General features: G+C 40.9%; 21 protein-coding genes. 8 read left to right on the top strand and 13 right to left on the bottom strand.

Going from position 1 to position 24,321, the window contains the following annotated elements; translation table 11 throughout:
- Positions 1–251: 251 nt before the first annotated feature.
- Together ACR63N_RS02665 and ACR63N_RS02660 are read left to right on the top strand one after the other, a co-directional pair.
- Complete coding sequence (locus tag ACR63N_RS02665; protein ID WP_367105642.1) at positions 252–956, top strand: hypothetical protein; 705 nt, start codon at positions 252–254, stop codon at positions 954–956.
- A gap of 108 nt (positions 957–1,064) precedes the next feature.
- Positions 1,065–2,945, top strand: a complete 1,881-nt coding sequence (locus ACR63N_RS02660; protein ID WP_367105641.1) for a monovalent cation:proton antiporter-2 (CPA2) family protein — start codon at positions 1,065–1,067, stop codon at positions 2,943–2,945.
- Between the two features lie 10 nt (positions 2,946–2,955).
- On the opposite strand, the gene ACR63N_RS02655 is transcribed toward ACR63N_RS02660, so the two are convergent.
- Positions 2,956–3,882, bottom strand: coding sequence for a DUF2628 domain-containing protein (locus ACR63N_RS02655; RefSeq protein WP_367105640.1), 927 nt, complete (start codon positions 3,880–3,882; stop codon positions 2,956–2,958).
- 258 nt (positions 3,883–4,140) lie between these two features.
- Between ACR63N_RS02655 and trmB the strand changes: the two genes are divergently transcribed.
- From trmB to ACR63N_RS02640, 3 genes are all read left to right on the top strand, one after another.
- Entirely contained in the window at positions 4,141–4,947 is an 807-nt protein-coding gene (trmB, locus tag ACR63N_RS02650; protein ID WP_367105639.1) for a tRNA (guanosine(46)-N7)-methyltransferase TrmB, read from the top strand.
- Positions 4,948–5,928: 981 nt separating this feature from the next.
- Positions 5,929–7,005: a recombinase RecA gene (gene recA / locus ACR63N_RS02645; protein WP_472782416.1), complete on the top strand. Its 1,077-nt coding sequence runs from the start codon at positions 5,929–5,931 to the stop codon at positions 7,003–7,005.
- 32 nt (positions 7,006–7,037) lie between these two features.
- Positions 7,038–8,084 carry a regulatory protein RecX gene (locus tag ACR63N_RS02640; protein WP_367108886.1) on the top strand — a complete coding sequence of 349 codons (1,047 nt, stop codon included), beginning with the start codon at positions 7,038–7,040 and terminating at the stop codon, positions 8,082–8,084.
- An 85-nt stretch (positions 8,085–8,169) separates the two neighbouring features.
- On the opposite strand, the gene ACR63N_RS02635 is transcribed toward ACR63N_RS02640, so the two are convergent.
- From ACR63N_RS02635 to ACR63N_RS02605, 7 genes are all read right to left on the bottom strand, one after another.
- Positions 8,170–9,627, bottom strand: coding sequence for an anion permease (locus ACR63N_RS02635; RefSeq protein WP_367105636.1), 1,458 nt, complete (start codon positions 9,625–9,627; stop codon positions 8,170–8,172).
- A gap of 266 nt (positions 9,628–9,893) precedes the next feature.
- Positions 9,894–10,616, bottom strand: coding sequence for a YidB family protein (locus ACR63N_RS02630; RefSeq protein WP_472782415.1), 723 nt, complete (start codon positions 10,614–10,616; stop codon positions 9,894–9,896).
- A 208-nt stretch (positions 10,617–10,824) separates the two neighbouring features.
- The gene (locus ACR63N_RS02625) at positions 10,825–11,301 is read right to left on the bottom strand and encodes a hypothetical protein (protein WP_367105634.1); all 477 of its coding nucleotides are present in this window, start codon (positions 11,299–11,301) and stop codon (positions 10,825–10,827) included.
- A 17-nt stretch (positions 11,302–11,318) separates the two neighbouring features.
- Positions 11,319–11,594: an FAD assembly factor SdhE gene (locus tag ACR63N_RS02620; RefSeq protein ID WP_367105680.1), complete on the bottom strand. Its 276-nt coding sequence runs from the start codon at positions 11,592–11,594 to the stop codon at positions 11,319–11,321.
- Between the two features lie 81 nt (positions 11,595–11,675).
- Complete coding sequence (gene folP / locus ACR63N_RS02615; RefSeq protein WP_367105633.1) at positions 11,676–12,584, bottom strand: dihydropteroate synthase; 909 nt, start codon at positions 12,582–12,584, stop codon at positions 11,676–11,678.
- Between the two features lie 196 nt (positions 12,585–12,780).
- Positions 12,781–14,673 (bottom strand): ATP-dependent zinc metalloprotease FtsH, encoded by a 1,893-nt coding sequence (ftsH, locus tag ACR63N_RS02610; protein WP_367105632.1) that lies wholly within the window; start codon positions 14,671–14,673, stop codon positions 12,781–12,783.
- A 329-nt stretch (positions 14,674–15,002) separates the two neighbouring features.
- The gene (locus ACR63N_RS02605; protein ID WP_367105631.1) at positions 15,003–15,635 is read right to left on the bottom strand and encodes an RlmE family RNA methyltransferase; all 633 of its coding nucleotides are present in this window, start codon (positions 15,633–15,635) and stop codon (positions 15,003–15,005) included.
- A 319-nt stretch (positions 15,636–15,954) separates the two neighbouring features.
- On the opposite strand from ACR63N_RS02605, the gene ACR63N_RS02600 reads away from it, so the two are divergent.
- Together ACR63N_RS02600 and ACR63N_RS02595 are read left to right on the top strand one after the other, a co-directional pair.
- The gene (locus ACR63N_RS02600; RefSeq protein ID WP_367105630.1) at positions 15,955–16,266 is read left to right on the top strand and encodes a YhbY family RNA-binding protein; all 312 of its coding nucleotides are present in this window, start codon (positions 15,955–15,957) and stop codon (positions 16,264–16,266) included.
- A gap of 214 nt (positions 16,267–16,480) precedes the next feature.
- On the top strand, positions 16,481–17,266 hold the full coding sequence (locus ACR63N_RS02595) for a DOMON domain-containing protein (protein WP_367105629.1): 786 nt from the start codon (positions 16,481–16,483) through the stop codon (positions 17,264–17,266).
- A gap of 202 nt (positions 17,267–17,468) precedes the next feature.
- On the opposite strand, the gene ACR63N_RS02590 is transcribed toward ACR63N_RS02595, so the two are convergent.
- Positions 17,469–18,245 carry a CHAP domain-containing protein gene (locus tag ACR63N_RS02590; RefSeq protein ID WP_367105679.1) on the bottom strand — a complete coding sequence of 259 codons (777 nt, stop codon included), beginning with the start codon at positions 18,243–18,245 and terminating at the stop codon, positions 17,469–17,471.
- Between the two features lie 165 nt (positions 18,246–18,410).
- Here ACR63N_RS02590 and ACR63N_RS02585 point away from each other — a divergent pair, with 165 nt between their 5' ends.
- On the top strand, positions 18,411–18,926 hold the full coding sequence (locus ACR63N_RS02585; protein WP_367106308.1) for a hypothetical protein: 516 nt from the start codon (positions 18,411–18,413) through the stop codon (positions 18,924–18,926).
- A 298-nt stretch (positions 18,927–19,224) separates the two neighbouring features.
- Here ACR63N_RS02585 and lpxC read toward each other — a convergent pair whose 3' ends face one another.
- The 4 genes from lpxC to ACR63N_RS02565 all read right to left on the bottom strand — a co-directional run bounded on the left by lpxC (position 19,225) and on the right by ACR63N_RS02565 (position 24,169).
- On the bottom strand, positions 19,225–20,142 hold the full coding sequence (gene lpxC, locus ACR63N_RS02580) for a UDP-3-O-acyl-N-acetylglucosamine deacetylase (RefSeq protein ID WP_367105627.1): 918 nt from the start codon (positions 20,140–20,142) through the stop codon (positions 19,225–19,227).
- Positions 20,143–20,493: 351 nt separating this feature from the next.
- Positions 20,494–21,690, bottom strand: coding sequence for a cell division protein FtsZ (gene ftsZ, locus ACR63N_RS02575; RefSeq protein ID WP_367105626.1), 1,197 nt, complete (start codon positions 21,688–21,690; stop codon positions 20,494–20,496).
- A 279-nt stretch (positions 21,691–21,969) separates the two neighbouring features.
- Complete coding sequence (ftsA, locus tag ACR63N_RS02570) at positions 21,970–23,262, bottom strand: cell division protein FtsA (protein ID WP_367105625.1); 1,293 nt, start codon at positions 23,260–23,262, stop codon at positions 21,970–21,972.
- A 94-nt stretch (positions 23,263–23,356) separates the two neighbouring features.
- Positions 23,357–24,169 carry a cell division protein FtsQ/DivIB gene (locus tag ACR63N_RS02565; protein WP_367105624.1) on the bottom strand — a complete coding sequence of 271 codons (813 nt, stop codon included), beginning with the start codon at positions 24,167–24,169 and terminating at the stop codon, positions 23,357–23,359.
- Positions 24,170–24,321 lie beyond the last annotated feature (152 nt).

Genomic DNA, 24,321 nt, shown 5'->3' with positions numbered 1-24,321 from the left:
CATCGATCATATACGATAGGCGGATAATTATTTTGCCTATTACTTTGATCAACAAGTTCCACTTCATAATAAACCTACTATCTATACTCTACTGTGATGTAATCCGTAGCAAACAAATTGAATCTATAAGGCGTTATATGGTTATAATAACTATCGATTTATCTTTAACAAATAGCTATTGAATACAGTAGTTAAGCTTAAAATCTTGATTTATTAGCTATTTTTCAACTTTTTTATAATGACGTACTATTATGTCCAGACGTTCTGCGCCTTTTGTCGCCCCTGACTACATTGATGATCCGCTCTCAAAAGACGGTAAAAAACATGCTAAAGCGTTGTTATCGACGCTACAAGAAGATATTGCCAGTTTTCGCAACGAGCAATTTCCCCCTGATATTTTACGTCAAATTCGTGATATGCCCATCTTTGAGGGCAATCTAAAAGAAGTGCAAGCTTATCAGCAGCGCTGGCAAAACCTGCTTGATCGAGCGATGGCTTTTTATCCTGCTGCCTATCTACCGCCTGATTACCTACCGCTACCTGCCAGCCTTGAGATCCCGCAGTTCATTTACCATGTCCAGCGCCTGCATCTGACAAAAACTCGTGCTAAAGAGTCTAAAAGCTTTGGTTCAGTGGGTGCGTTAACGGACAAATGCGGTGACTATAATGCTGAGGAGCTGGAGCGTATGGCAGCGGTATTTGATAACGATGATGAGGCAAGACTAGTAGCGCATCGTGAATTTATTGATCTGCGCGCGTATGTGTTTTGCCGCGACCCCAAAGGTAAGCTGTTAGACCCTGAACGTATTCGTTTTTATCGTACTGGACTGATCGTTCATGCCTTACCAGATTTTAAGATTGTCGATAGTCGGCAAACACCGCGCAAGCGCCGTAACGATGCCTATAGCAACCCACTTGCAGATAATGGTGTGTGGAAAATTTATCACAAAAAATAGCTAAAACAGCACTCTTTTGATAAGTAGGCTGCCCATTAGGTTTTATAATTAAGGCATCCCTACTCTAGTTTTATACTGAAGTTTTATATTGATTGCTAAGGATTTTGTATGTTCGCTGCCGCTGCTGGCTCACCAAACCTGATGTTACAGGCCACGATATTTTTGGGTGCAGCACTGCTGTTCGTCCCTCTAGGCAAACGCTTTGGTATTGCCACGGTTCTTGGTTATCTAATTACCGGATTAATCCTTGGCCCTAGTGCGCTAGATGTGGCAGGCGATGCTGAGAGCTTACTACACTTCTCTGAATTTGGCGTGGTGATGCTACTGTTCATTATTGGCCTTGAGCTACAACCGTCACGTTTGTGGGCGCTGCGCCGCTCTATCTTCGTGCTTGGCGGACTGCAAGTGGGGCTCACTGGTGCGCTATTAATGGCAGTTTTACACCAGTTTTTCTCCTTAAAATTAGATACCGCTTTTATCGTCGGTTTCGGTCTCGCCCTCTCATCGACCGCTTTTGTCCTGCAGATACTTACTGAAAAGCAGCAGCTCTCTAGTACTCATGGACGCGAAGCCTTTACTATTTTACTGTTCCAAGATATCGCTGTAATTCCGTTATTAGCGGTTATTCCTTTTTTGTCAGGGGTGCGCGAACAAAGTTATGATTTGATTTATTTTGCCAAGGTTTTTGCCGTTTTTGGCGGCTTAATCCTTGCCAGCCGCTACGTTGTCCGGCCCTTCTTTAAATTTGTAGCCTCCAGCGGCGCATCAGAGCTATTGACTGCAGTCGCCTTATTTATCGTAATGGGCGTATCGATTTTGATGGGACAAATTGGCCTATCTATGGCTTTAGGTGCATTTTTGACAGGTGTTTTGCTGGCTGACTCTGAATACCGACATGAACTAGAAGCGAGTATTGAACCCTTTAAAGGTCTGCTACTTGGCCTGTTCTTTATGTCAGTGGGGATGCTCACCGATGTCAAACTAATTATGGCGCAGCCTATATTTATTATCAGCTGTGCGATTGCTTTGATGGTTATTAAGTTTGCAGTCGTCACCACTATCGCCAAAGTCTCAGGCAACCGCTGGCCGACCAGTATTCGCTTAGGGGTCACGCTAGCGCAGGGCGGTGAATTTGCCTTTGTACTATTTAGTGTAGCTACTGCGCAAAATGTTCTACGACCTGACTTGGCAAATATGCTCAATTTAATTGTCACCATATCGATGGCTTTAACCCCATTTGCTTTCTTGTTACTAGAAAAAGTCGGCGAACCTATTTTCGAGAAAAGCAAACCTAGCCGTGAGCATGATACTATTCCTAATCATGAACATCCGGTTATTATCGCAGGCTTCGGACGAGTGGGGCAAATTATTGGCCGCGTACTACGTATGCACAATATCGAATTTACCGCTATTGAACGCTCAGCAAATCGTGTGGATTTTGTGCGTAAATTTGGTAACCAAGTCTATTATGGCGACCCCAAAAACCCTGAGATACTACGAGCCGCTGGTATAAAAAAAGCGCGTCTGTTTATCATCGCGGTTGACGATTTAGAGCGCTCTATTACTACCGCTGAGTATTTGCATCACAACTATCCTGATCTGGTGATACTAGCACGCGCGCGTGACCGTCAACACTATTATCGTTTGCGTGAAGTCGGCGTCCGTCATATTTGGCGTGAGACTTACTTGTCATCGCTTGATATGTCGCGCGAATCATTACAACTGCTAGGCGTGTCTCCTGAAACAGCGCGCGAGACCATCCAGACTTTCCGCGACTATGATGATGACTTGATTGAACGTCAGCAAGCTATCTACGATGACGAAGCACGTCTGATTGAATCCGCGCAATCCTCTATGGCCGAGCTTGAGAGCTTATTTGATGAAGATATTGGTAAAGCTAAGAAGATGGATTTAACAAAATTTAGTGAAGCACTCAAAAACCAAGCAACACCAACTGACGACCATATTGTAACCGATACTAAGACCTAAATTTTATCACCTAGTCAGTATTGCAGTTTGGCGGTGCCAGCTCTTTATTTAATGAGCTGATACACTGCCAATTGTCACTACTAGGCTGATGATAAAATACCAGCATATGATCGTTGAGATAGCGGATTGGAAAATGAACATTTTGAATAGTAGCTACTACCGCACAATCGGTCTCTGCGCCAGCTGCTTGCGTAGTGATACGAACACGTACTTGCTGCTCATCAAAGTTTAGTGGCAGATCAGTCGGACACGCTCCTGTCTGCTGGTAACGTAGTGCTACTCTGTTTTGCGTAGTTTTAGCAATATCATACGCGTTAAATAGCACTTCATTCTCTTTTGGTTTGGCGTAGATCGGCAAAAACTGGACATTAATAACCAACAGCGCAAAGACGAAAAACCCAAATCCAAGCCCCAAACCAAATAAGCTCACTCCCCCTTCTCGGCGCAGATGTGCCTTTTGCGCCGCCTCATCGCGTGGATAATCATCGATAACATCCGCAATCTCACGTCGCGCCATACGGTAGTAATAAGCATCGGTCCAACGTGCCACCATAAAGGACCAAAACAGCCAAATAATTGCAGCAATGCCGAAACGTAATGGCATCTGATAAGCATTTGGAATATAGGACATCGCTACAAACTCAACTGTCACTAAAGCGATGACAATATTAAGCTGAATAAATGACCAGCCAGCGACGCTGTATACCAAAGCATCCATGTAGCGTTTACGGTACAGCAGCCATGGTAATGTCACAAAAAAGGCGGCCCAGTGCCATTTTGGTGATAGATACCCTTGCTTATCAAACTGCTCAAAGCGCTTAAGATAACGCTCTTGTGTGCGATGACCAATAAACCACTGATCAAGCTGCGTGCGTTTGGCAGGAGTCAGCTTTTCTCGATAAAACGGCGGCGGTGAATCCGTCTCAATAAACAACATAAAGGTAGACTCTATTGATGAGTAGAAGTAGCTTTACTGATGAAGCTCAATAACGATGCAACAAATAGGCATTGGACTATAATAAAGGCAAAACTGACAGCTAGGCTAGTACGACAACATAGCTATATAACAATATAGTCATATAATAACAATATGACCGATATTAGCCACGTTAAAATAGGTTTGTACGTTCACACTCAAGCGGATTTAACTTATAATGCGCTTATATTCGCCATTTAATTAAGATCTTTTGCTCCTATGAATGAACATTCTAATACCGACAGCTCTGTTAGCGATACGGCTAATACTGACCAGTTTGATAGCAAAACCGTAGCGACTGAGCCAACTACCAATAGCAAACATCAGCGTATCGTCAATACGTTTATGAAGCGCCGCACTCATATGAACAAAAACGCCGAGCAAGCATTAACTGATCCAGAATTTGCGCAGTATTTGGTCAATAATAGCTATGGCGATGGCAAGCTTGATGCCATCTGCAACCTACGAGCATTATTCACTGATACTCATAATGGTAGCGCGGCCCCCCTGACTCTTGAGATTGGCTTTGGGCTTGGTGACTCACTAATAGAGATGGCAGTGGCTGATCCTACCCGTAACTTTGTCGGTGTAGAAGTCCATGAGCCTGGCATTGGCAAATGCGCTTATATGGCAGGCACCCAAAATTTGACTAATATCAAGATTATCAATGGGGATGCCATTCAACTGCTCAAGCAGTTACCTGAAAATCATATCGACCGTATTCAGCTTTACTTCCCTGATCCTTGGCAAAAAAAGCGTCATTATAAACGCCGCTTTGTTAGTCCCGAGCGTATGGCTATTGTGACGCGTTGCCTAAAACAAGGCGGCTGGTTTCATACTGCCACTGATTGGGAACATTACGCTTTTTGGATGCTTGAGGTATTAGACGATATTAATGGACTAACCAATCAAGCAGGGCATGGCAACTTCACTCCGCGCCCAGATTTTCGTCCTATGACTAAATTTGAGCGGCGCGGACTAGAGCGTGGTCATGGTGTTTGGGATTTGATATATATTAAAGACTAACCTATAAAATGTTGTCTTTATTCTTATAACTATGTAGAGCGGCTGATAGATACAGCCGCTTTTTTATCGTATGACATAATTAGATACTAGCGTTTAATTATTAAGAATCGTCGTACTGTCCATTTTTTGCCAACGATAAAGTTAGTTAATCTATATTATTTAAAAAGCTACACTTTATAAAATTTAATTATAATGCGTGAAACATGGTTTGCCAAAACCATTTTTCAGTAGAGTCGAGCTGCTAGATAGACCTTATAAAATAGCCTCGCGTCTATTCACAACTTTTGGTGTCAGCGCAAACATCGGTAGCATAAGGGTCTAGTGAGTTTTCCACATAAACTGTGGATAAGTATGTGGATAACTCTCTACTTGACAGGTTTTTTCCTTGGTACGCTAATGGCTTAGGTAAAATTGGTTACTTTTTATACGTTTTTTATTTGTATTAAAATCAAATACTTACATTGATACAAAAGCAAAATTAACTTTTTAATAATTAATTTAAAATATTTTTTACTCTGGCCTATGTTTCACGAGCTTAATTTCAATCGCTGTAATTTGCTGTGGATAACCTGAACTCACACTTGACAAAATCAATTGACAGTGGTTTAGATAAGTGACTTTTAGTTAGGTTTTCATCACTAAATATGAACCAATATTTCTTTATAGCATACGACATCTATTGTCGTATGGCCTCTCTTAAACTCTGCTATAGCACTTATATTTTGTTATAATAAGCTTATCAAATTACCTTCCTTAATAATAAATTTAAATAATTATCTGCTTACTACACTAAACTTTATTTTAGTTCTATAGCTTATGTGTTTTACTGTATAGTAAAGAGAATGTTTTATTTGAGAAGGTATGAGCAAAGATTGTTTATGATAGCGTTATGAGCGTTAAGGTATATAGGTCACGACCAGTGGTTTGTCTACGGCTTGATAACGGCTACAGATTTTCGATTATTTATAAAAGGACTCCATTATGGACGACAATAAAGCTAAAGCACTCAAAGCGGCATTGGGTCAAATTGAGAAGCAGTTCGGTAAGAACACCATTATGCATTTAGGTGATGACTCAGCTGTACTAGATGCAGAAGTAGTTTCCACAGGCTCCTTAGGCCTAGATATCGCACTCGGTATTGGCGGTCTGCCCAAAGGCCGTATCGTTGAGATATATGGTCCAGAGAGCTCAGGTAAAACGACGATGACCCTACAAGCTATTGCAGAGTGTCAAAAGCAAGGCGGTACTTGTGCCTTTATTGACGCTGAGCATGCCCTAGATCCTGTTTATGCGCGCAAACTTGGTGTCAATACCGATGATCTACTGGTATCTCAGCCTGATAACGGCGAGCAAGCCCTTGAGATTACTGATATGTTAGTGCGCTCAGGCGCTGTCGATATGATTGTTATTGACTCTGTTGCTGCTTTGACGCCTCGCGCTGAGATTGAAGGTGAGATGGGCGACTCGCATATGGGTCTACAAGCACGCTTGATGAGCCAAGCCCTGCGTAAGATCACAGGTAATGCTAAACGCTCCAACTGTATGGTAGTGTTTATTAACCAGATTCGTATGAAAATCGGGGTCATGTTTGGTAGCCCAGAAACTACTACTGGTGGTAATGCACTTAAATTCTACGCCTCTGTTCGTATGGATATTCGCCGCATTGGCGCAGTCAAAAATGGTGATGAAATTATCGGTAACCAAACCCGAGTCAAGGTTATCAAAAACAAGATGGCACCGCCATTTCGTCAAGCAGAATTTGAGATTACTTATGGTGAAGGCACCAATCATTTAGCCGAAGTTATTGATTTAGGGGTCGAGATCGGCGCTGTGAGTAAAGCAGGCTCTTGGTATAGCTATGGCGATGAGAAAATTGGTCAAGGTAAAGCCAATTCGGTGCTTTTCTTAAAAGAGAATCCGCAAATTGCTGAAGAGATCGAAGCTAAGATTCGGGCCGAAAAACTAGGCGTAGCAAGTGATCGCCCAGTGGCAGCAGAAGCTGAGACTGAGACTGACGACGAACCTGCGTTAGAGACAGATACCGCTTCTGTGCAGTAACTCTTATTAATAGTATTTAATGATTAACTGTTATGAAGATTAAAACCTTAGCTGAAATACTGGCTGAATCAGACACTGATTCAGCCAGTACTGCTGATTTTAAACCAACAAAACCCTTGTCTAACACACATTCCTCTAAAAAGTCAGTAACTGATACATCATCAAAATACTCTAATAAAAAACAACTTACTAAAAAATTAAACACAGCTTCTGAGTATTCAAGCAAGAGCAGTGACAGTACTCCTTCTTCTGCTCATCTCTCTGAAAAACCATCCAAATCTAACTCATCCAAGTCCAAAAAACGTAAAAAACGCTTCCATCCTGCGGCGAGCTTTGAGCCTGAGTCGAAAGATATACCTACCTACCAAGCTCCTGAAGCCCAAAGTATTCAAGAGATATTGGCTGAAGTTAAACGTGATGTTCATAATCAGGCTACTAATGACGAACAAACGAATAGCTCTGAGCGGCAAACTGAAACCGACAACTTACCATCAGCGCTCAAAGCCTACTTGCGTACACCTGAGCAAAAACAAGCTGAAATCGATGCTATAAAAGCGGAAAGCCGTTTACGCTGGCTGGCATTTTACTATTTGTCACGCCGTGAATATGGCAAAGCTGAGCTTAAACAAAAGCTTATCGATAAAGAGCAAGACCCAGACAAAATCGATGCTCTGCTTGATGAATTTAGCGATAAAGGCTACCAAAGTGATTACCGAACAACCTTGATGCTTATTCGCGAAAATATCCGTAAAGGACGTGGCCGTGAGCGTATTAAGCAAGAGTTTTATAAGAAAAAAATAGCCATGCCAAGTAACATTGATGAACTCATTGATATGGCAAATAACGAGTCTGATGAATTCAGCGAGTTTGTAGCGGGTGATGAGAACAGCTTAGTCGATGGAGTTGACTGGTTGCGACTGGCAGTTGAGGCTCGCACTAAAAAATATGGCGATAGTATTCCAACCGAACCCAAAGAGAAAGCGCGGCAACTGCGATTTTTGCAATATCGTGGTTTTAAGAGTGATATCTGTTTTGCCGCGCTCAACTATACGCTAGATACATTAGATGAGCGCTTTTAATAGCGCTTCTTTGTGCTTTGGACTTTTCTTTATTTCTGTAGTAATAATAAAACTACTAAAGGCTATGCTATATAGTCATCAGATATCAATAGTAACCCAGCAGCTTCCACCAAAGTAGTCCGGCTCCTATCCAAACAACTAAGTTCACCACACTCATTATCGCACCAATACCCCACCACTCTTTTAGAGTAATATAGTTTGAGTTAAAGATAACCGGTGCCGTACCCGTAGCATAATGAGTCAAAGTCATCATAATATTACCTGCTGCGGCTAGAATTAGAGCATATAACATAGGCGGCGCGCCTAGACTCAAACCTACGGCATAAAAAGAAGCAAACAAGGCAGTAATATGCGCTGTAGTACTGGCAAAGAAGTAATGAATGTAGAGATAAACTAAAGTCAGAATAGCTACTGCGCCCATCCAACCGACACCTGTCGTGCCGATCATAGATTCGATGTTACTAGAGAACCAGCTGATAAGACCCAGCTCGTTTAAAAAAGAGGCCATCATAATCAGAACACCAAACCAAACGATGGTATCCCAAGCAGATTTTTCTTTGAGCACATCATCCCAGGTCAATACGCCAGTGAGTATCAAAGCTGAAAGACCGATAAATGCTGTGGTTGTTGCATCAACACCAAACGCTTCACCAAATATAAGCGCCGGTATATTGGCCCACAGTATGAGTAGTAGCGCAAAGACCCCAAGCATGATTTTTTCTTGAGTATTAACTTTCCCCATCTCCTCCAAGTTATCAATTGCAAAGGTCTTGGCATCGGGCGTAGCTTTTAATTCAGGTGGATAGATCAGGTAAATGACTAACGGCATCAATGCTAAGCACAGGATACCGGGTACAAACATAGCTACCGCCCAAGTGGTCCACGACAGCTGAATGTCGCCACCCGTGGCTTTATTGACTAAATCTACTACTAAAGGGTTGGGCGCAGTCGCGGTAATAAACATCCCTGAGGTAATGGGGTTGGCATGGTAGTTCACCATCGCCAAATAACGACCAATCTTATTTTGCGTGCCCTCCTCTGGAGTGGAGTGAAAGCTTTGTGCGATAGAGAGCATAATAGGATGAATAATACCACCGCCACGAGCGGTATTTGAGGGAGTAATGGGTGCAATCATAAGCTCAGCTGCGGTTAGAGAATAAGCCACCCCAATGGTCTTTTTTCCAAAGATAGAGATAAAATAATAAGCAATACGGCGACCTAGACCAGTTTTGATAAGACCGCGTGAGATCATAACGGCAATACCAATCAGCCAAATGAGCGGACTGGAAAAGCTTGATAAGGCATCGCTTATGGCTCCTGAGGGACTATCGTTAGTTACTCCGGTCAGAGCGACTAAGGTTACAGCGATAATAGCGATAGCACCAATAGGTAAAACCTTACCAATGATAGCCACAATAGTGCCTATAAATAGCGCTAGCATATGCCAAGCATCAGGAGTAACGCCTGCAGGTACAGGAATAACAAACCAAATAACTAAACCAACGATGATCGCAATTGCAGCAGGAATAGGTTTAAACGGCATGACTGATACCTCTTTTTATCTTTATATCATCGAATGCAAATAGCTGGCTTGTGTGGTTATCATAATACGATTAGGTCATCGCTGCCTTTATTTTCACTATTCTTAACAAAACCATAAGTACACTAAGGATTAAAATTATTAACCCATCTGCCTTTAAAAATCCTATTGCTACTAAAGCCTATTTTTTGCGTATACAAGTCTATAAGCACAAAAAAAGAGTACGTTATAAAACGTACTCTTTAATTAAATAACTATTTACTTGCTCATTATTTCAATGATCCCAAACGGCTAGATAATTGACTGACAATTTGATCAATCTCTTGATTGGCCTCATTCTCATTATCCAAATTACCATTGGGCGTCAATTGATTCATAACCTCAGGTAATAATTCAGCTAATCCTTGACGAACTTCTGTATCATTGGCACCCGTTTGTGCAGCTACTTGCTGAATCTCATTTTCATCAAACAAGCGGTTGACCTCATTGGGATCAAGGTTGTCATTATCTTCATTGTTACTCAGCCAAGAGCGAGCTTGATTGTCATAGCCCATACCTGTAATTTTCGATAGCGCGCCACTCAAGCCGCCGTTACGCTGAATCCAGCTTAGTACCATAGGTAGCAGTGCCGCTACAAGCATCCCTTTACCACCGCCAAAGCCGCCTCGGCTACGCTGTCCTCCGCCAAGCACACTACCTAGGATGTCCCCAAGGCCACCAGAGCTAGAGGTCATGCCACCGCGCTGACCTCCACCCGTCAAACCGCCTAGAATATCATCTAAGCCAAAATTATTATCAGTCTGACGCTCATAGCGCTGCGGATTATAATCACGGGCTTGATTACTATTGCCGCCAAGCACACTACCCAAAATGTCACCCAATCCGCCAGTACGGCGCGGAGTCATACGCTGATTGACTGGGTTACGCTGAGCGTCTTCTGGATCCATGGCACTGCGCGCGACTTGTGATACCAAATTCCCTAATAAACTCATAATAGCTTCCTTATATTAATTTTATAACTGATAACGTTTAAAAATATAACTCATGTCAACACTCAATATAACAAACCCTTAAGTTGATATGAATCGCTGTTTTGTTATAGCCTGTAGGACTTCTTTACTTTATTACTGGAATAAATATCTATCTTATCGTCATAAATTTAGTAAAGGTTATTTTAAGTTAGTTTATATGAAGCGTTATTCAAATAAGTTTTGGGCCTATTATATTGGCTAAAATGTTTAGCTGCCGCCACTCTTCAAAGTTTACTTGATCGCGATAGATGATGACGGTTAATCGCCGTATAAAAGGCTCAGAAGTAGTGAATTCAAAAGCTAGTAGCCATTGATAGCGCTGTACTTTATCAAGATTAGCTAACCATAGCTCATCGCCGCGACCTGTACGCATAAGCAGCTGCCATTCTTGATCTATTAGTTTACCCAAGGGCGGCTGACTCAAATGCGACAGCTTTGGTCGTGATAATGCGAGATAAGTAGCTACAGCTAAGCTAATAATTAATACTATTAAATATTGCCATAATAGTAATTCAGCAAGCCATGCTAGTACTCCTATTATCCCGGCCAGTCCAATATATAACAACACGCGCAAGTAGCTAATAGGATCAATAGTTGCATCTATACGTAGCGATGCTTGCATTATATTTTCAGCATTATCAAGCATGTAAGAGTGCCAAATGTTTATAGTTTATCTTTTGCATGACGCCACGTTTTAATTTTATTGACCAAAACCCACATGGCTTCATCTTCTGGACGGTTTTGATTGGTAAAATAATCTAATAGATCTGGATCTTCATAAGTAAGCATTTGCGCAAAGGTTTCTTGCTCAGCGGGCGAAGCTGTCAAATACAGCTCCTTGACATAAGGATCAATATAAAAATCCAGCTCCTTTAGTCCGCGCCGTGCTTGATAAATAATACGACGTTGCTCATTGGTTGGTTCGGGTTGAGTGGTCATAGAGGTCATAAGATAACCTTATTAATGAAAATTAAGTTGTTAAAACTATAAAGCGATAAAAAATTAAAACTACTTCAATATTTATGCATGGTTTTTGTTGTGCTCATAAGCTGACAGCTGGCTCCATAATGCTACTGCCTGCTGCATCATAGCCACGTTATGCGTACGAATAATACTCGCGCCTTGTTGCAATGCAAATAGTCCAGCTGCTGCTCCTATAGCGTCACGCTCAAAAGCTTGCGTAGTAGCCACAGTAGCTACATCGCTTTTAGTTAATACCTCAGCTAAAAAGCGTTTACGCGAAATACCAAACATCAATGGTAGCTTCAATGCCTGCAACTTATCAAGCTGTGTTAACAGCGCGCGGTGATGCTCATAGTTTTTGGCAAAACCAAAACCTGGATCAATAATGATTTTATCATGTTTAACACCAAGCTCTACTACTTCCTCAATACGGGCAGTCAGCTCCTTACTAACCTCACCTATCACATCATCGTATTGAGCCAAACTACTCATTGTAGTAGGCTCACCGCGCATATGCATTAGCATGATTGGTATATCAAGCTTAGCGGCCATCACAGCGGCGCCTGTACGTTTAAGGGCGCGAACGTCGTTCCATATGTCAGCTCCAGCTTCAAAAGCCATTTGCATAACCCTAGGACTGCTAGTATCAATAGATAGCCAAATAGCACTGCCACATTTTTCTCGAATAGCTTTGACAATGGGTACTACGCGCCGGATCTCCTCTTCAGTCGCAACGGTATTCGCATTGGGACGAGTAGATTCGCCACCAATATCAATAATCGTTGCTCCTGCTGCTAACATCTGCTGACAATGCGTAACTGCTTTATCGATACTATTAAACTCTCCTCCATCTGAAAAGGAGTCAGGGGTCACATTCAAGATACCCATGATATGTGGCTGTGATAGATCTAATATTTTGCCGCGACTATTAATAGTGTAAGCAGGTAGAGGGTTAAACAGTGACATACCTTTATCCGTTGTAAAGTATATTGAAAAGTAGAACTAAAGAATGCAGCGGTAGAGTCGAGTTCATCGCTTTACTATCAGCCATAATAACAGTAAAGCTATGCCTTTATAGTGCAGTTAAAATAATAAATATACAGCCATAAAAAAAGTCCTTTATCAAAAAGGACTTTTTAATAACGTATAGCTTATGTCTTTCTTACATCGCTGGTAATGGCGGCGGTGTAGGAGCATTTGGTTTAATATTATCTTTCGATAAGTTAACTTCATTAGGCTGATAGACTCTAGGTGGACGAGGCTCTTCTCCAGCTAAAATATCTTGCAATTGATCACGATCAATCGTTTCCCACTTCATTAAAGCATCAACCATGGCATGCATCTTATCTTGGTTGCCTTCGATAAGCTCGCGAGCGATATCATATTGCTCCTCAAGCATACGGCGCACCTCTTCATCTACCTTTTGCTGCGTGGCCTCCGAGATAGTACGGCCGCCACCACCAAAGTAGCCTTGCTGATCATCATCTTCATAGACCATAATACCAAGCGCATCAGACATACCATACTTGGTCACCATAGCACGTGCCATTTTAGTCGCGCGCTCAAAGTCATTGGACGCACCCGTTGACATCTGATTAATAAAGACCTCTTCAGCAATACGGCCACCGAACAAGATAGCGATGTCATTGAGCATTTTAGACTTGTACATGCTAGTTTGATCATGCTCTGGTAGCTGCCAGGTAACACCAAGGGCAAAGCCGCGTGGCATAATAGTCACTTTATGCACCGGATCCGTACCTGGCAGTAGCTCGGCAACTAGCGCATGGCCTGACTCATGATAAGCTGTCGCACGGCGCTCTTCTTCACGAATAACCATAGATTTGCGTTCAGGACCCATATAGAGCTTATCTTTAGCATCTTCAAAGTCGTTCATATCCACACTACGCTTATTACGACGCGCCGCAAACAACGCTGCCTCGTTAACAAGGTTAGCAAGCTGTGCACCACTGAAACCAGGGGTACCACGAGCAAGGGCATTGGCATCCACGCCGATAGTATTAGGCAGTTTTCTCAAATGCACTTTTAAGATTTGCTCACGACCTTTAATATCTGGCAAGCCAACTTGTACCTGACGGTCAAAACGACCTGGACGCAATAGCGCTTTATCAAGAACGTCAGCACGGTTGGTTGCTGCAATGACGATAACCCCTTCATTACCTTCAAAACCATCCATCTCTACTAGTAATTGGTTAAGCGTCTGCTCGCGCTCATCATTACCGCCGCCCATGCCTGAACCGCGATGACGACCGACCGCATCAATCTCATCAATAAAGATGATACAAGGCGCGCTCTTTTTGGCTTGTTCAAACATATCACGAACGCGTGAGGCACCAACACCAACAAACATCTCAACGAAGTCAGAACCTGATATCGAAAAGAAAGGCACTTTAGCTTCACCAGCAATAGCTCTCGCTAATAGCGTTTTACCAGTACCTGGCGGGCCTACCATCAATATACCGCGTGGAATCATCGCCCCAAGCTTAGTAAATTTGTCAGGATCACGCAAGAATTCAACTACTTCTACAACTTCTTCTTTGGCCTCTTCGCAGCCAGCTACATCTTCAAAGTTTACAGTAATTTGATCTTCGGTAAGCATCTTAGCTTTTGACTTACCAAAGCTCATAGGACCACCACCTTTACCACCAGCACCGCCCTGCATATTACGCATAAAGAATAAAAACAGACCAATAATCAGCAAAATTGGGAAGCTGGCAATCAGTAGTTGCATTAATACACTTTGACGTTTAGGAGCTGTGCCCTCAACATCAACTTGGTTTTCACGCAGTAGCGGCAGTAGCTGTTCGTCAGCCACAGCAGGTCTAATGGTCTCAAACGTTGAACCATTCTTTTTCTCGCCGGTAATTTGCTCACCGTCAATTTCGACACTGGCTACCTGATTTTCCGACACTGCAGTCACAAATTCAGAATAGTTAATGCTATCTGGCTCTGATGATTGATCAAAGCCGCTAAACACCAGCACCAAAACGCCGATTACCACCAGCCACAATAAGGTATTTTTTACCATGTCGCTCACAAGTTTTCCCATCCCTTACTTATTGGTGTGTCAATTCGACACGTGACGCCTATAGATATATGATTTGTCCACTATATAAGTGGCCTACTTCTCATGCTTGCGGCTAAAAATAGTAAAGCTAAAAGCAGAAATAACCATCTACCAACAGACGACTTTGCTTGAAATAAAACAAAGCTAATATATTATGATATGTGGTTTTAACCCGTACAATTCAAGCAAAAGCTGAGTTTATTCAGTTAGCAATTGTAGCGGTTTTTACGTTGCCTCAAGCATGATTCAAGATGTTAGCAGCACTATTTATAATAGGGGCAAGCCATTGAAATAACAACTTATTTTATCGCCACCCAAAACATCTCTTTTGAGCGTGGCCGTGACGCTGCAGGCTTTATACTACGAATCTTACTAAAATCAAGCTGCATCTGTTTACGTAATTCTTGTGTGCCCTCACCTTGAAATACCTTCATAATTAGCGCACCGCCTTTAGGCAAAGTGGCTAAAGCAAAGTCCACAGCAAGCTCACATAAGTACATCATTCGCGGCTGATCAACAGCGCTATTACCTGCAGTATTGGGCGCCATATCAGAGAGTACAACATCTACTTGCTGCGTGCCAACCTGAGTCATAATAGTATCAAAAACCTCAGCCTCACGGAAATCACCTTGAATAAAAATTACATCTGCTAAAGCATCCATAGCTAAAATATCGGATGCGATAATGGTACCATTCTCCCCTACTAACTCACTTGCTACTTGCGACCAACTACCAGGCGCACTACCCAAATCAACTACGGTCATACCTTTAGTGATAAGGTTGGTTTTCTCGTTAATCTCAAGCAATTTATAAGCAGCGCGGGCGCGATAACCGTCTTTTTGCGCCTGTTTTACGTAATAATCGTCGATATGTTCTTTCATCCAAGCACGGCTACTTTTTGATAGTTTCTTATTTTCGATACGTGTGGCCAAAGATTCTGCTCCTATCATTCTATAAATCGCAAATAGATCATAATTCGATGTTCTTAACTGCTAAAATGATAACTGATTTAGCAGCTTTGTGTGCCAGTAGCGTTTATAATGTATAAGACATTCAGTTTAACATTTTCACTGTGCAAAATACTGCTGATTTCATGCAAGACGGCTATAGATTATTTATAATAGATATTAACTTCTTTAATACTATCGTCTTAGGTTTTATAGCCAGTTACTTCTATAGCGGTTACTTATGTGGTAGTGACTAGTTAAAGTAGCACCATCTTTTATTTTTTTATTAGTACTTAGGAACTTTATGCAACTCGATAACGCTACAATCAAACGCTTAAAAGGTATTGGTCATGAGCTCAAACCCATCGTTATGATTGGTAATAACGGGGTCACACCTGCGATTACCGAAGAGATCGACCGCGCTTTAACGGATCATGAATTAATCAAAGTAAAGCTGCCCGCTGGTAGCAAACATGATCGCGATTTGGTCAGTACTGAGCTTGCCACTACAGCTAATGCTAACGTGATTCATACTATTGGTCGTATGGTACTACTGTTACGCCAAAACCCAAATGCTAACCCTAAACTATCAAACTTAGTACGTCACGCTGAATAGATATCATCTGTTCTTAATATCAAACATACTATCAAGCTAAATGAATTTACTAAGATCATAAACCAAGTTGGTCATTTATATAAGCCGCCGTATTTACATACCAGCGGCTTGTATATTTTATGGTTTTAATAATTAGTAGTATCAAAAACTTCAACATAAATGATAAATGGTTTACGAGCCGTTGTTTATCAGTCACTTATTATGAATAATCACTATGGGTCAATACTTCAACCTACAGCTGGCTACTAATACTTTAACGCTAGATGCGCAGCAATTAGATGTAGATCCACAGCAGCTAGAGCAAATTTGTATCAAAGTTCATGCAAAATTGATCCAACATCCCAAGCCGCAGTTATGGCTCACCTTTTATATACAACTACCCAATGCTACTCTAGCTGCACAGCTCAACTGGCCCGCTTGGCAGCAGCAGCAAGTTGTTTTCACTGATTATTTGTGGGAACAAACCTGTCTTGAGTGCTTTATATCTGGTCCTACCGTAAAAAATAATCATACCTCTCAAACAGCTTATATCGAGATCAATGCCAGTCCAAGCGGCAGCTATGCGCTGTATCAGTTTAATGACTATCGTAAGCCTTCTTGCTTGCCGCCTATGCCTTTGATACAGGCTAACACAAAAGAGCAAGCTTATATTAATTGGGCCGATGATTTAATAACACCGTTAATTCTATCAACAGCGCAGCTACGCTCTTATCCTACTTTGTCAGCAGACTCTATTGCCAGATTAGCGCTAATGACTTTTGTACCGTGTTATCTTTATAAACGCAGTTTTGGTATCCCTTTAGACCAACTACCGCCTAACTTATTTATTAAAAACAATAGGCCTTTTAATAGCACTGACATCATTATGCTGCATCCTTGTGCTGTTCTACGGTTTAACGATACTCTCTTGTATTTTGCCCCTAATCACGCTATACCTCCTGACTTTCACCAACGCCAGTACTGGACACATTTTGATCGTAATAAAGTAACTCACTACTAAAAGCATTGCATAACGACATAATATCAAAACATTACTTTTAAAAAGTCGTTTTGCTAATACTTTCACTTTAGAACGCAGACACGCTCATAAAAACAAACAGCAAACACAAAAAACTCAATAACGGTAGTTCAACCATTATTGAGTTAGAAGAGTAGATTGGATTTATAAGAAATGCTTGAGCTCACTATTTACACAAGAGCAGTTATTCTGCCATCGCAAGATAGATACCACGATCAGATGCATCATCAACGTACTGCGAATCACGCCAAGTCGTATAGCTATGAACCCCACTATAAGGACTAATACTGTTTTGACGAAAATCTGAAACCCAAATTGATCCATCAAAAATTTGAATATGACCGTGTGGACGACCTGGTGAGCGATCGTAGACCACTACATCACCGATTTGTGGCGGGGTATCATTACTAATTTTAGTAAATCCTGCATTGGCAAGAGTGCCGCGAGAGGCATACTGGTAAGCTGAAGGGTTAGGTGTAAACTCGTAACCCGCTGCTTGTAGCGCTTTACGCACATAGCGAGCGCAGTAACCAGAGCTTCTAGATAAGGCTGCTTGCGTCGCACGTACAGCAGCGATAGCGGGCGCTGAATAGCGATCTGGAACCTTACTAGCTTGCTGTTGGCGTTCATAAGATAGACGGCTAGTAAGCGTTGCTAACTGATATTCTTTTTGTTTGGCATGAGCGCTTAGGTTGTCAATGGCTTGGCTAATTTCATCGTTACTAGAAACGTATGCACCGCTATTGGTACTATAAATGTTTTTAGTAGAACCATAACTACTGTTGTTAATAGTATTGTTGGTGCTATAAGTATTACTGGTAGAGCCGAAGTTTCTAGATACTGAGATATTTGTGATGGTATGACTCAAGGTATTATTTGGCTGAAAGGTCGTTTCGACAGCACCACTCGTTTGTGCTATGCCCATTCCCAGTACTGACAAAATTAATAAAGCCTGTTTCATAAATTTACTACCCGTTGTTAATACAATATCGCTTGCCATCCATGACAATGCATTAAATAATTTAAGAAAAGATGACTACTAATAAATCGTGATAAAATCTCAATAATATTGGTTTTTCTATCACAGCAGCTGACGTTTTTATCACCTAATTGATGAGTAAACACATTGTCAAAAAAACAGCCCAATCGACTTGCCAAACTTATTGATCATCAAGCTTTTGCTGGTAGCGCTCTACCGCAGACTTTGGCTGACAACATGCATCTATATATAAAAACGACCAACGAAGTAAAAGTACTATTAGTAGACTGCTTACCTGAAGAAATATTAGCTACCTGTTGGGTAGTGGGTTTTACTCCTGAACGTTTGGTGCTGAGTGTAACCTCAACTACAGCAGCCAATCACATCCGCTACTTACAAAACGCTTACCTACAAGTACTAAAAAAACAGTCGATTACATTTCAACAACTCAAGGAAATCCATGTCGTGGTGTCGAGCCTTACTACTAAAAATAACTTATCTAATGATCATTCGACACTGCAACATAGCAATTCGAACAGTCCTCAAGCCAATACAGATAAAGCTCTTAGCCAAAACACAAAGCAGACTATAGCACAGGCTGCAGAACATGTCACCACTGATAAAAACCTCAAAAAAGCACTGTTAAGACTCATTGACAGATAAAAAAAGCCTACATTACAATGTAACATTGTGTAATAAGCAATAGAGAAAATGAATTATTGTCGTATTGTTTATTAAATTTATAAATAAAAAAAATCACCTGATTACTAACTCCATATTATGGATTTAATAACTAGATGATTTTATTGTGGCTCAAAACTTTTACATTCTATAGCCTGTAGCGTATCTACTAAAACGAATAAAAGCTGCACTTATCACTATAGTTAATACTAGTAATCTATAATTCTAGACTTTTGTAACCTTACGTAAATGTTGCCAAGCTTTGTGTATAACTCTGTACTTATCCTTCAACTGTTAGGCCTGTTAGAGGTAAATATTCAATAGGACAAGTTACATTGTCATTAAAAGTTACAATTTCAAAATTACTTTCGTCAGACAATATCTCTCGTACCAACATATTATTCAGAGCATGACCAGATTTATAGGCATTAAAACGACCTAATATAGGATATCCAATCAGATATAAATCACCTAAGGCATCTAATATTTTGTGCCGAACAAACTCATCAGCAAAACGCAATCCTTCTGTATTTATTATACGGGCGTCGTCAATAACAATAGCATTATCCATGCTGCCACCTAAGGCCAAGTTATTGCTGCGTAGCGTCTCAATATCTTTTAAAAATCCAAAAGTCCGCGCTTCACTTAGCTGCTCAATAAAGTTTTGCGTCGAGAAACAAAACTGGGCATGCTGAAAATCTTTATCAAAGGCTGGATGATCAAAGTCAATTTCAAAATTTAGCTCAAACCCTTCATAAGGACGCAACTCTGCCCATTTATCATCAACCTTAACTCGTACTGGTCGTATAACTCGTAAAAACTTCTTTGCAGCTTCTTGTTCACAAAAACCTGCTTGCAGTAATAACCCTACAAAAGGTGCAGCGCTACCATCCATAATGGGGATTTCACTTGCTGATACTCGTACTAGTAAATTATCAATACCAAGACCAGCCACCGCACTTAGTAAATGTTCAACAGTACCTACTCGCGTACCGCCAAAAACCAGATTCGATGACATCATAGTATCTTGCACTAGAAAAGCACTGGCTGGAATAGGTTCACTACCCACAATATCTGAGCGCTCAAAGACTATACCAGTATTAATAGGTTGTGGATGAAACTCCAAATCAACAGGCTGGCCACTATGTAGACCGATACCTGTGATAGCTATCATTTTATCTATAGTTCGTTGATTCATGGTCGCTTCTCACATATTTTGTTACAATTAACGTAGTGTACCATTAGCTGACCTTAATACGCTATAGTTGAGAAGCAGTAAATTATCAATGGCTATGATTTATTTATTTTATCATTAATGATTTTTCGATAAAATATACTTCTTATAACAATTTGTGAAATACAAAATACAACCTTACAAACTATATATTAGAATGCGTTCGTACCATTTTCAGTAGATTCAATTCGTAGTTTGTCAAACATACATAAAAAAACCAGCGCTTTAGCACTGGTCCTTTTGTGTGTGTAGTCAATAAATAATATATCAAAAATATACAGTATATTAATATAAGCGTAACTTAAAAAGCTTTAACTATTTGTTTTGTTGACGCTTTAAGTAATCTTGAATACTGTTAGTTTTAGTTTGCGGCTGATCTTGAGGTGACGTAGAACGTGTCATGCTATCTTGATAAGTCTGTTTTTGTGAGTGTTTTTGACTGCTCAAAGCACTAGTATGTAAATTAGGATCTACAGGCTGAGTACTAGTTACTGACGGGACGGGCTGCTTGGCTTTTGCCTCCTCGCCTGCTTTTTCATCTAAGGTCAAACCGGTAGCAATGACGGTAACATGCAGATCGTCTCCCATCTCCTCGTCCACTACTGAGCCATAGAAAATATTGGCTTCATCAGTATCCGTAATACCCTCGACGATCTCACTTATCTGACTAAATTCGTCCAAAGATAAAGTTTCAGAAGAAATAACGTTGACCAATAGACCTTTAGCGTTTTCTAGACATAGATCATCAAGTAACGGTGATTTAATAGCTTTTTCAGTGGCTTGACGCGCTCTATCATCACCGCTAGCACGGCCAACACCCATCATAGCATGACCTTTTGCAGTCATCGCTGTACGAATGTCATTAAAGTCAATGTTGACAAGACCTGAGCGAGCAATAGTTTCAGCAATGCCTTGCACTGCATGCAGTAGTACATCATCGGCTTTTTTGAAAGCATCTTTCATTGAAATATTACCGTATACACTCATGAGTTTATCATTAGGAATAGTAATAATAGAATCAACGAAATTTGTTAACTGCTCAATACCTGCTTTAGCAGATTTATTACGTTTGCCGCCTTCGAACTTAAATGGTGTAGTTACTACAGCAACTGTAAGTACTTCCATCTCTTTAGCGATGCGCGCAATAACAGGCGCAGCTCCGGTACCAGTACCACCGCCCATCCCAGCTGTAATAAACACCATATCAGAGTTTTCGAGCAAAGTACGAATGGCTTCTTCTTCACTCTCAGCGGCTTCACGACCAACCTCTGGATTAGCGCCTGCACCCAAGCCGCGATTACTTTTGGCACCTAATTGCAATTTATGAGGAACAGTTAAACGATCAAGAGCTTGTCTGTCAGTGTTGGCACAGATGAATGTCACACCTTTAATTCCTTGCTGTACCATATGTTCGACCGCATTACCGCCACCGCCGCCCACCCCAAATACAGTAAAGCGAGCTTGTCCGTTACTCTGAGATTGGTTATCGTCTGGCATGGTATATTTTGACATAAAAAGAATTCTCCAGTTGCAGATAGCGTCATAACTTATACGTGATAACGTACTTATATAAAGAACTATCAACTTACTATATATAAATGTGTAAAAATAAAATAAAGCTTAAATTTATCAAATGGATGTTAATCACTACCTAAATAATTTGCGTTATTTATAACACAATTAGATCATAGAATTAAAAGGTATCTATAATAAAAAGCCTCTGTATAAAAATTAACATAACAAGAAGCTCTATTAAAACATTTGCTAATAGCTATTTTAATGTAGCTTTTATTACAGTATCTTTTTGAGTACATTAGTAAAGCGCTGGCCAACGTTTTGAAAAGTGCCTTTTAAACGGCCATGCTTTAGCGCATCAGGTTCACTTTGCTCACTATGACGAAACTGCTCGCTTTGGCTATATAACAAGGTACCAAACGCGGTATGGTAGGCGCGATCGTTAATCTGTAAATTTAGCTGCTTAAACGACTCTTCATTACCAAAGTGATTATAAGCACTAATAGCAGGATGCATGTTAGACAATACAACCGGCATCTTAAGTAGTCTTTTGGCAAAAGGTATCATACCTTTTATACTACTACCACCACCAGTAAGTACAATACCTCGATCGATATAGCCTAATAGATCGGCATCGTGTAGTTGGCGCACAACTTCAGTGAATATCTGTACATAACGTGCTTCTATGATTCTTGCTAAATTATATAAACTAACATTAATCTCATCAGATGAACCTTGTGGTTTGACAATGAAAAATGAGCTTGGATCCATACTATTGACATCAACGGTACCATGAGATTTTTTGAGCTTCTCAGCTTCTATCATCGAGATACCAATGTCTGCTGAGATATCCATAGTGACTTCATGACTGCCACTAGCAATACAATGAGTAAAGATGAGCTTGTTTTCTTTATAAACACAAATACTTGTCGTACTTGCCCCTATATCTACCAGGCACACTCCTTGTTCGCGCTCTTCACTCATTAAACTGTATTCGGCACTAGTCACCGCATCAAAAACGATATGATCAATACCAACATCACAGCCTTGCAGCAATTTTTGAATATTTTGACGGCTAGAGACCGGCATCATCATCATGTGATACATAACGGTGATGTTTTTTGCAATCATCTCAATAGCATCATCGACCATAGCTTCTTGATCATCGACATAAATACCTTGTTGACAACAATGCATTAAGTAATAATCAGAGGGCAGATCTTGTGATTTAGCATTAGACAATGCTTGTACCATGTCTTTAGCACGTACTGTATCTTCTTCTACTGCGACATTACCAATACTGTTTTTACTTGATAACTCAGGCGTTGCCAAAGTCAACCAAACGCTATGGACACGGCAGTTTGCCGTATCCTCAGCATCTTGAATAGCTTGTCTTATCGCCCCTTGCAAACGTTCACGGTGTTTGATTTGACCTTGGTAAAAGTCACTATTTTTAACTTGTCCAATACCAATAATGCGAATGTCTTTTGCAGAGACAACGCTGCCAATCACGACATAAACTGCAGTGGCACTTAAATGGACAACAACTAGGTTTTCAGTATTTTTCATGGTACCAAACAAATTATCGCTAAACCGGAAACTATATGACGTCCCCATTGAATCATCAAATCAACGTTACTTTGAAATAATTTACTATCTCTTATTATTGTATCGTAGGCTGATTTGCCGCTGGTGTTACTGGTGGCTCTTGCGCTTTCCAAGCAACGGTAAAACCGTTTTTATAACGTAAATCTACCGACTGTATCTCATTACGACGCTCGCTTAACTGGTTGTTTAATAACTGACTCAGATTTAATAGCTTTTGCGCGGTATTCTCGTTATCAACGATAACGCGCAAACCATTATCAAAACGTAACAACCAAGTCATACGTGGCGTCAAAATAATATCCTCAACTTGTATATCAAGAGGAGCATACCAATTATTAATTTGCTGCATCTGCTGCATAATAACTGGCGCTTGAGCGATCTCACCTTGTAAAGTGACAAACTGTGACTGAACTAGCTCTTGACTATCAGCTGGCACGAAAACTGCACCTTTGGCATCAACCAAACGCTCGGTACCAAACTTGGCTACAGCTTGTTTAGGTAGAGCGCTAATAACAATGCCGCGCTGCCAATCACGAGTAACACTAACCTGATCTACCCATGCTAAACCCATTGCAATATCGCGCAGTGCTTGCAAATCGCTGGTAAAAAAGCTACTCACTGGCTGCTGGCTCATAGTTTGCTGTAAAGCTTGAAATTGAGCGCTAGATAAAGCTTGTGCATCAATTTGTATTGCCGCAGGAGGCGCTTCACGTAACGCTTTGCCCCCCATCACCAGTATCAGCAATAATAGCCCGACCACCAAAGCCATAAAGAAATACTTCACTGATGGGGGTAATTGTAAACTAGTTTTCGGACGACGGGCCTCATCACTCATCAAGTCAGTGACTTCATTGACAGTTTGAGCCATAACTGCGTTTGCCCCTATACCTTATTATTTATAAATAAATTAAGTTATTGATATTCTACTAAAAATTATAGATTAAATAAAAGCACTCTAGCGCTGCATAACTACTATTTTTAAACTAAATATATATCGTTAAAGTATGTTAACGTATTTTG

It is taken from the genome of Psychrobacter sp. M4, assembly GCF_055699795.1.
Note: the sequence above shows the minus strand (reverse complement) of the source record. Positions and strands in the feature narration are given on the sequence as shown.

Excerpts from the sequence above, each read along its gene's own strand:
- ACR63N_RS02625 (WP_367105634.1), bottom strand. The coding sequence starts at position 11,301 with ATGCTTGATAATGCTGAAAATATAATGCAAGCATCGCTACGTATAGAT.
- ftsZ (WP_367105626.1), bottom strand. The coding sequence starts at position 21,690 with ATGTCAAAATATACCATGCCAGACGATAACCAATCTCAGAGTAACGGA.
- recA (WP_472782416.1), top strand. The coding sequence starts at position 5,929 with ATGGACGACAATAAAGCTAAAGCACTCAAAGCGGCATTGGGTCAAATT.
- ACR63N_RS02630 (WP_472782415.1), bottom strand. The coding sequence starts at position 10,616 with ATGAGTTTATTAGGGAATTTGGTATCACAAGTCGCGCGCAGTGCCATG.
- ACR63N_RS02635 (WP_367105636.1), bottom strand. The coding sequence starts at position 9,627 with ATGCCGTTTAAACCTATTCCTGCTGCAATTGCGATCATCGTTGGTTTA.
- ACR63N_RS02620 (WP_367105680.1), bottom strand. The coding sequence starts at position 11,594 with ATGACCACTCAACCCGAACCAACCAATGAGCAACGTCGTATTATTTAT.
- ACR63N_RS02600 (WP_367105630.1), top strand. The coding sequence starts at position 15,955 with ATGCAACTCGATAACGCTACAATCAAACGCTTAAAAGGTATTGGTCAT.
- ACR63N_RS02565 (WP_367105624.1), bottom strand. The coding sequence starts at position 24,169 with ATGGCTCAAACTGTCAATGAAGTCACTGACTTGATGAGTGATGAGGCC.
- folP (WP_367105633.1), bottom strand. The coding sequence starts at position 12,584 with ATGTCACTGTTTAACCCTCTACCTGCTTACACTATTAATAGTCGCGGC.
- ACR63N_RS02595 (WP_367105629.1), top strand. The coding sequence starts at position 16,481 with ATGGGTCAATACTTCAACCTACAGCTGGCTACTAATACTTTAACGCTA.
- ACR63N_RS02655 (WP_367105640.1), bottom strand. The coding sequence starts at position 3,882 with ATGTTGTTTATTGAGACGGATTCACCGCCGCCGTTTTATCGAGAAAAG.
- ACR63N_RS02665 (WP_367105642.1), top strand. The coding sequence starts at position 252 with ATGTCCAGACGTTCTGCGCCTTTTGTCGCCCCTGACTACATTGATGAT.
- ACR63N_RS02590 (WP_367105679.1), bottom strand. The coding sequence starts at position 18,245 with ATGAAACAGGCTTTATTAATTTTGTCAGTACTGGGAATGGGCATAGCA.
- ftsA (WP_367105625.1), bottom strand. The coding sequence starts at position 23,262 with ATGAAAAATACTGAAAACCTAGTTGTTGTCCATTTAAGTGCCACTGCA.
- ACR63N_RS02660 (WP_367105641.1), top strand. The coding sequence starts at position 1,065 with ATGTTCGCTGCCGCTGCTGGCTCACCAAACCTGATGTTACAGGCCACG.
- trmB (WP_367105639.1), top strand. The coding sequence starts at position 4,141 with ATGAATGAACATTCTAATACCGACAGCTCTGTTAGCGATACGGCTAAT.
- lpxC (WP_367105627.1), bottom strand. The coding sequence starts at position 20,142 with ATGAATCAACGAACTATAGATAAAATGATAGCTATCACAGGTATCGGT.
- ACR63N_RS02640 (WP_367108886.1), top strand. The coding sequence starts at position 7,038 with ATGAAGATTAAAACCTTAGCTGAAATACTGGCTGAATCAGACACTGAT.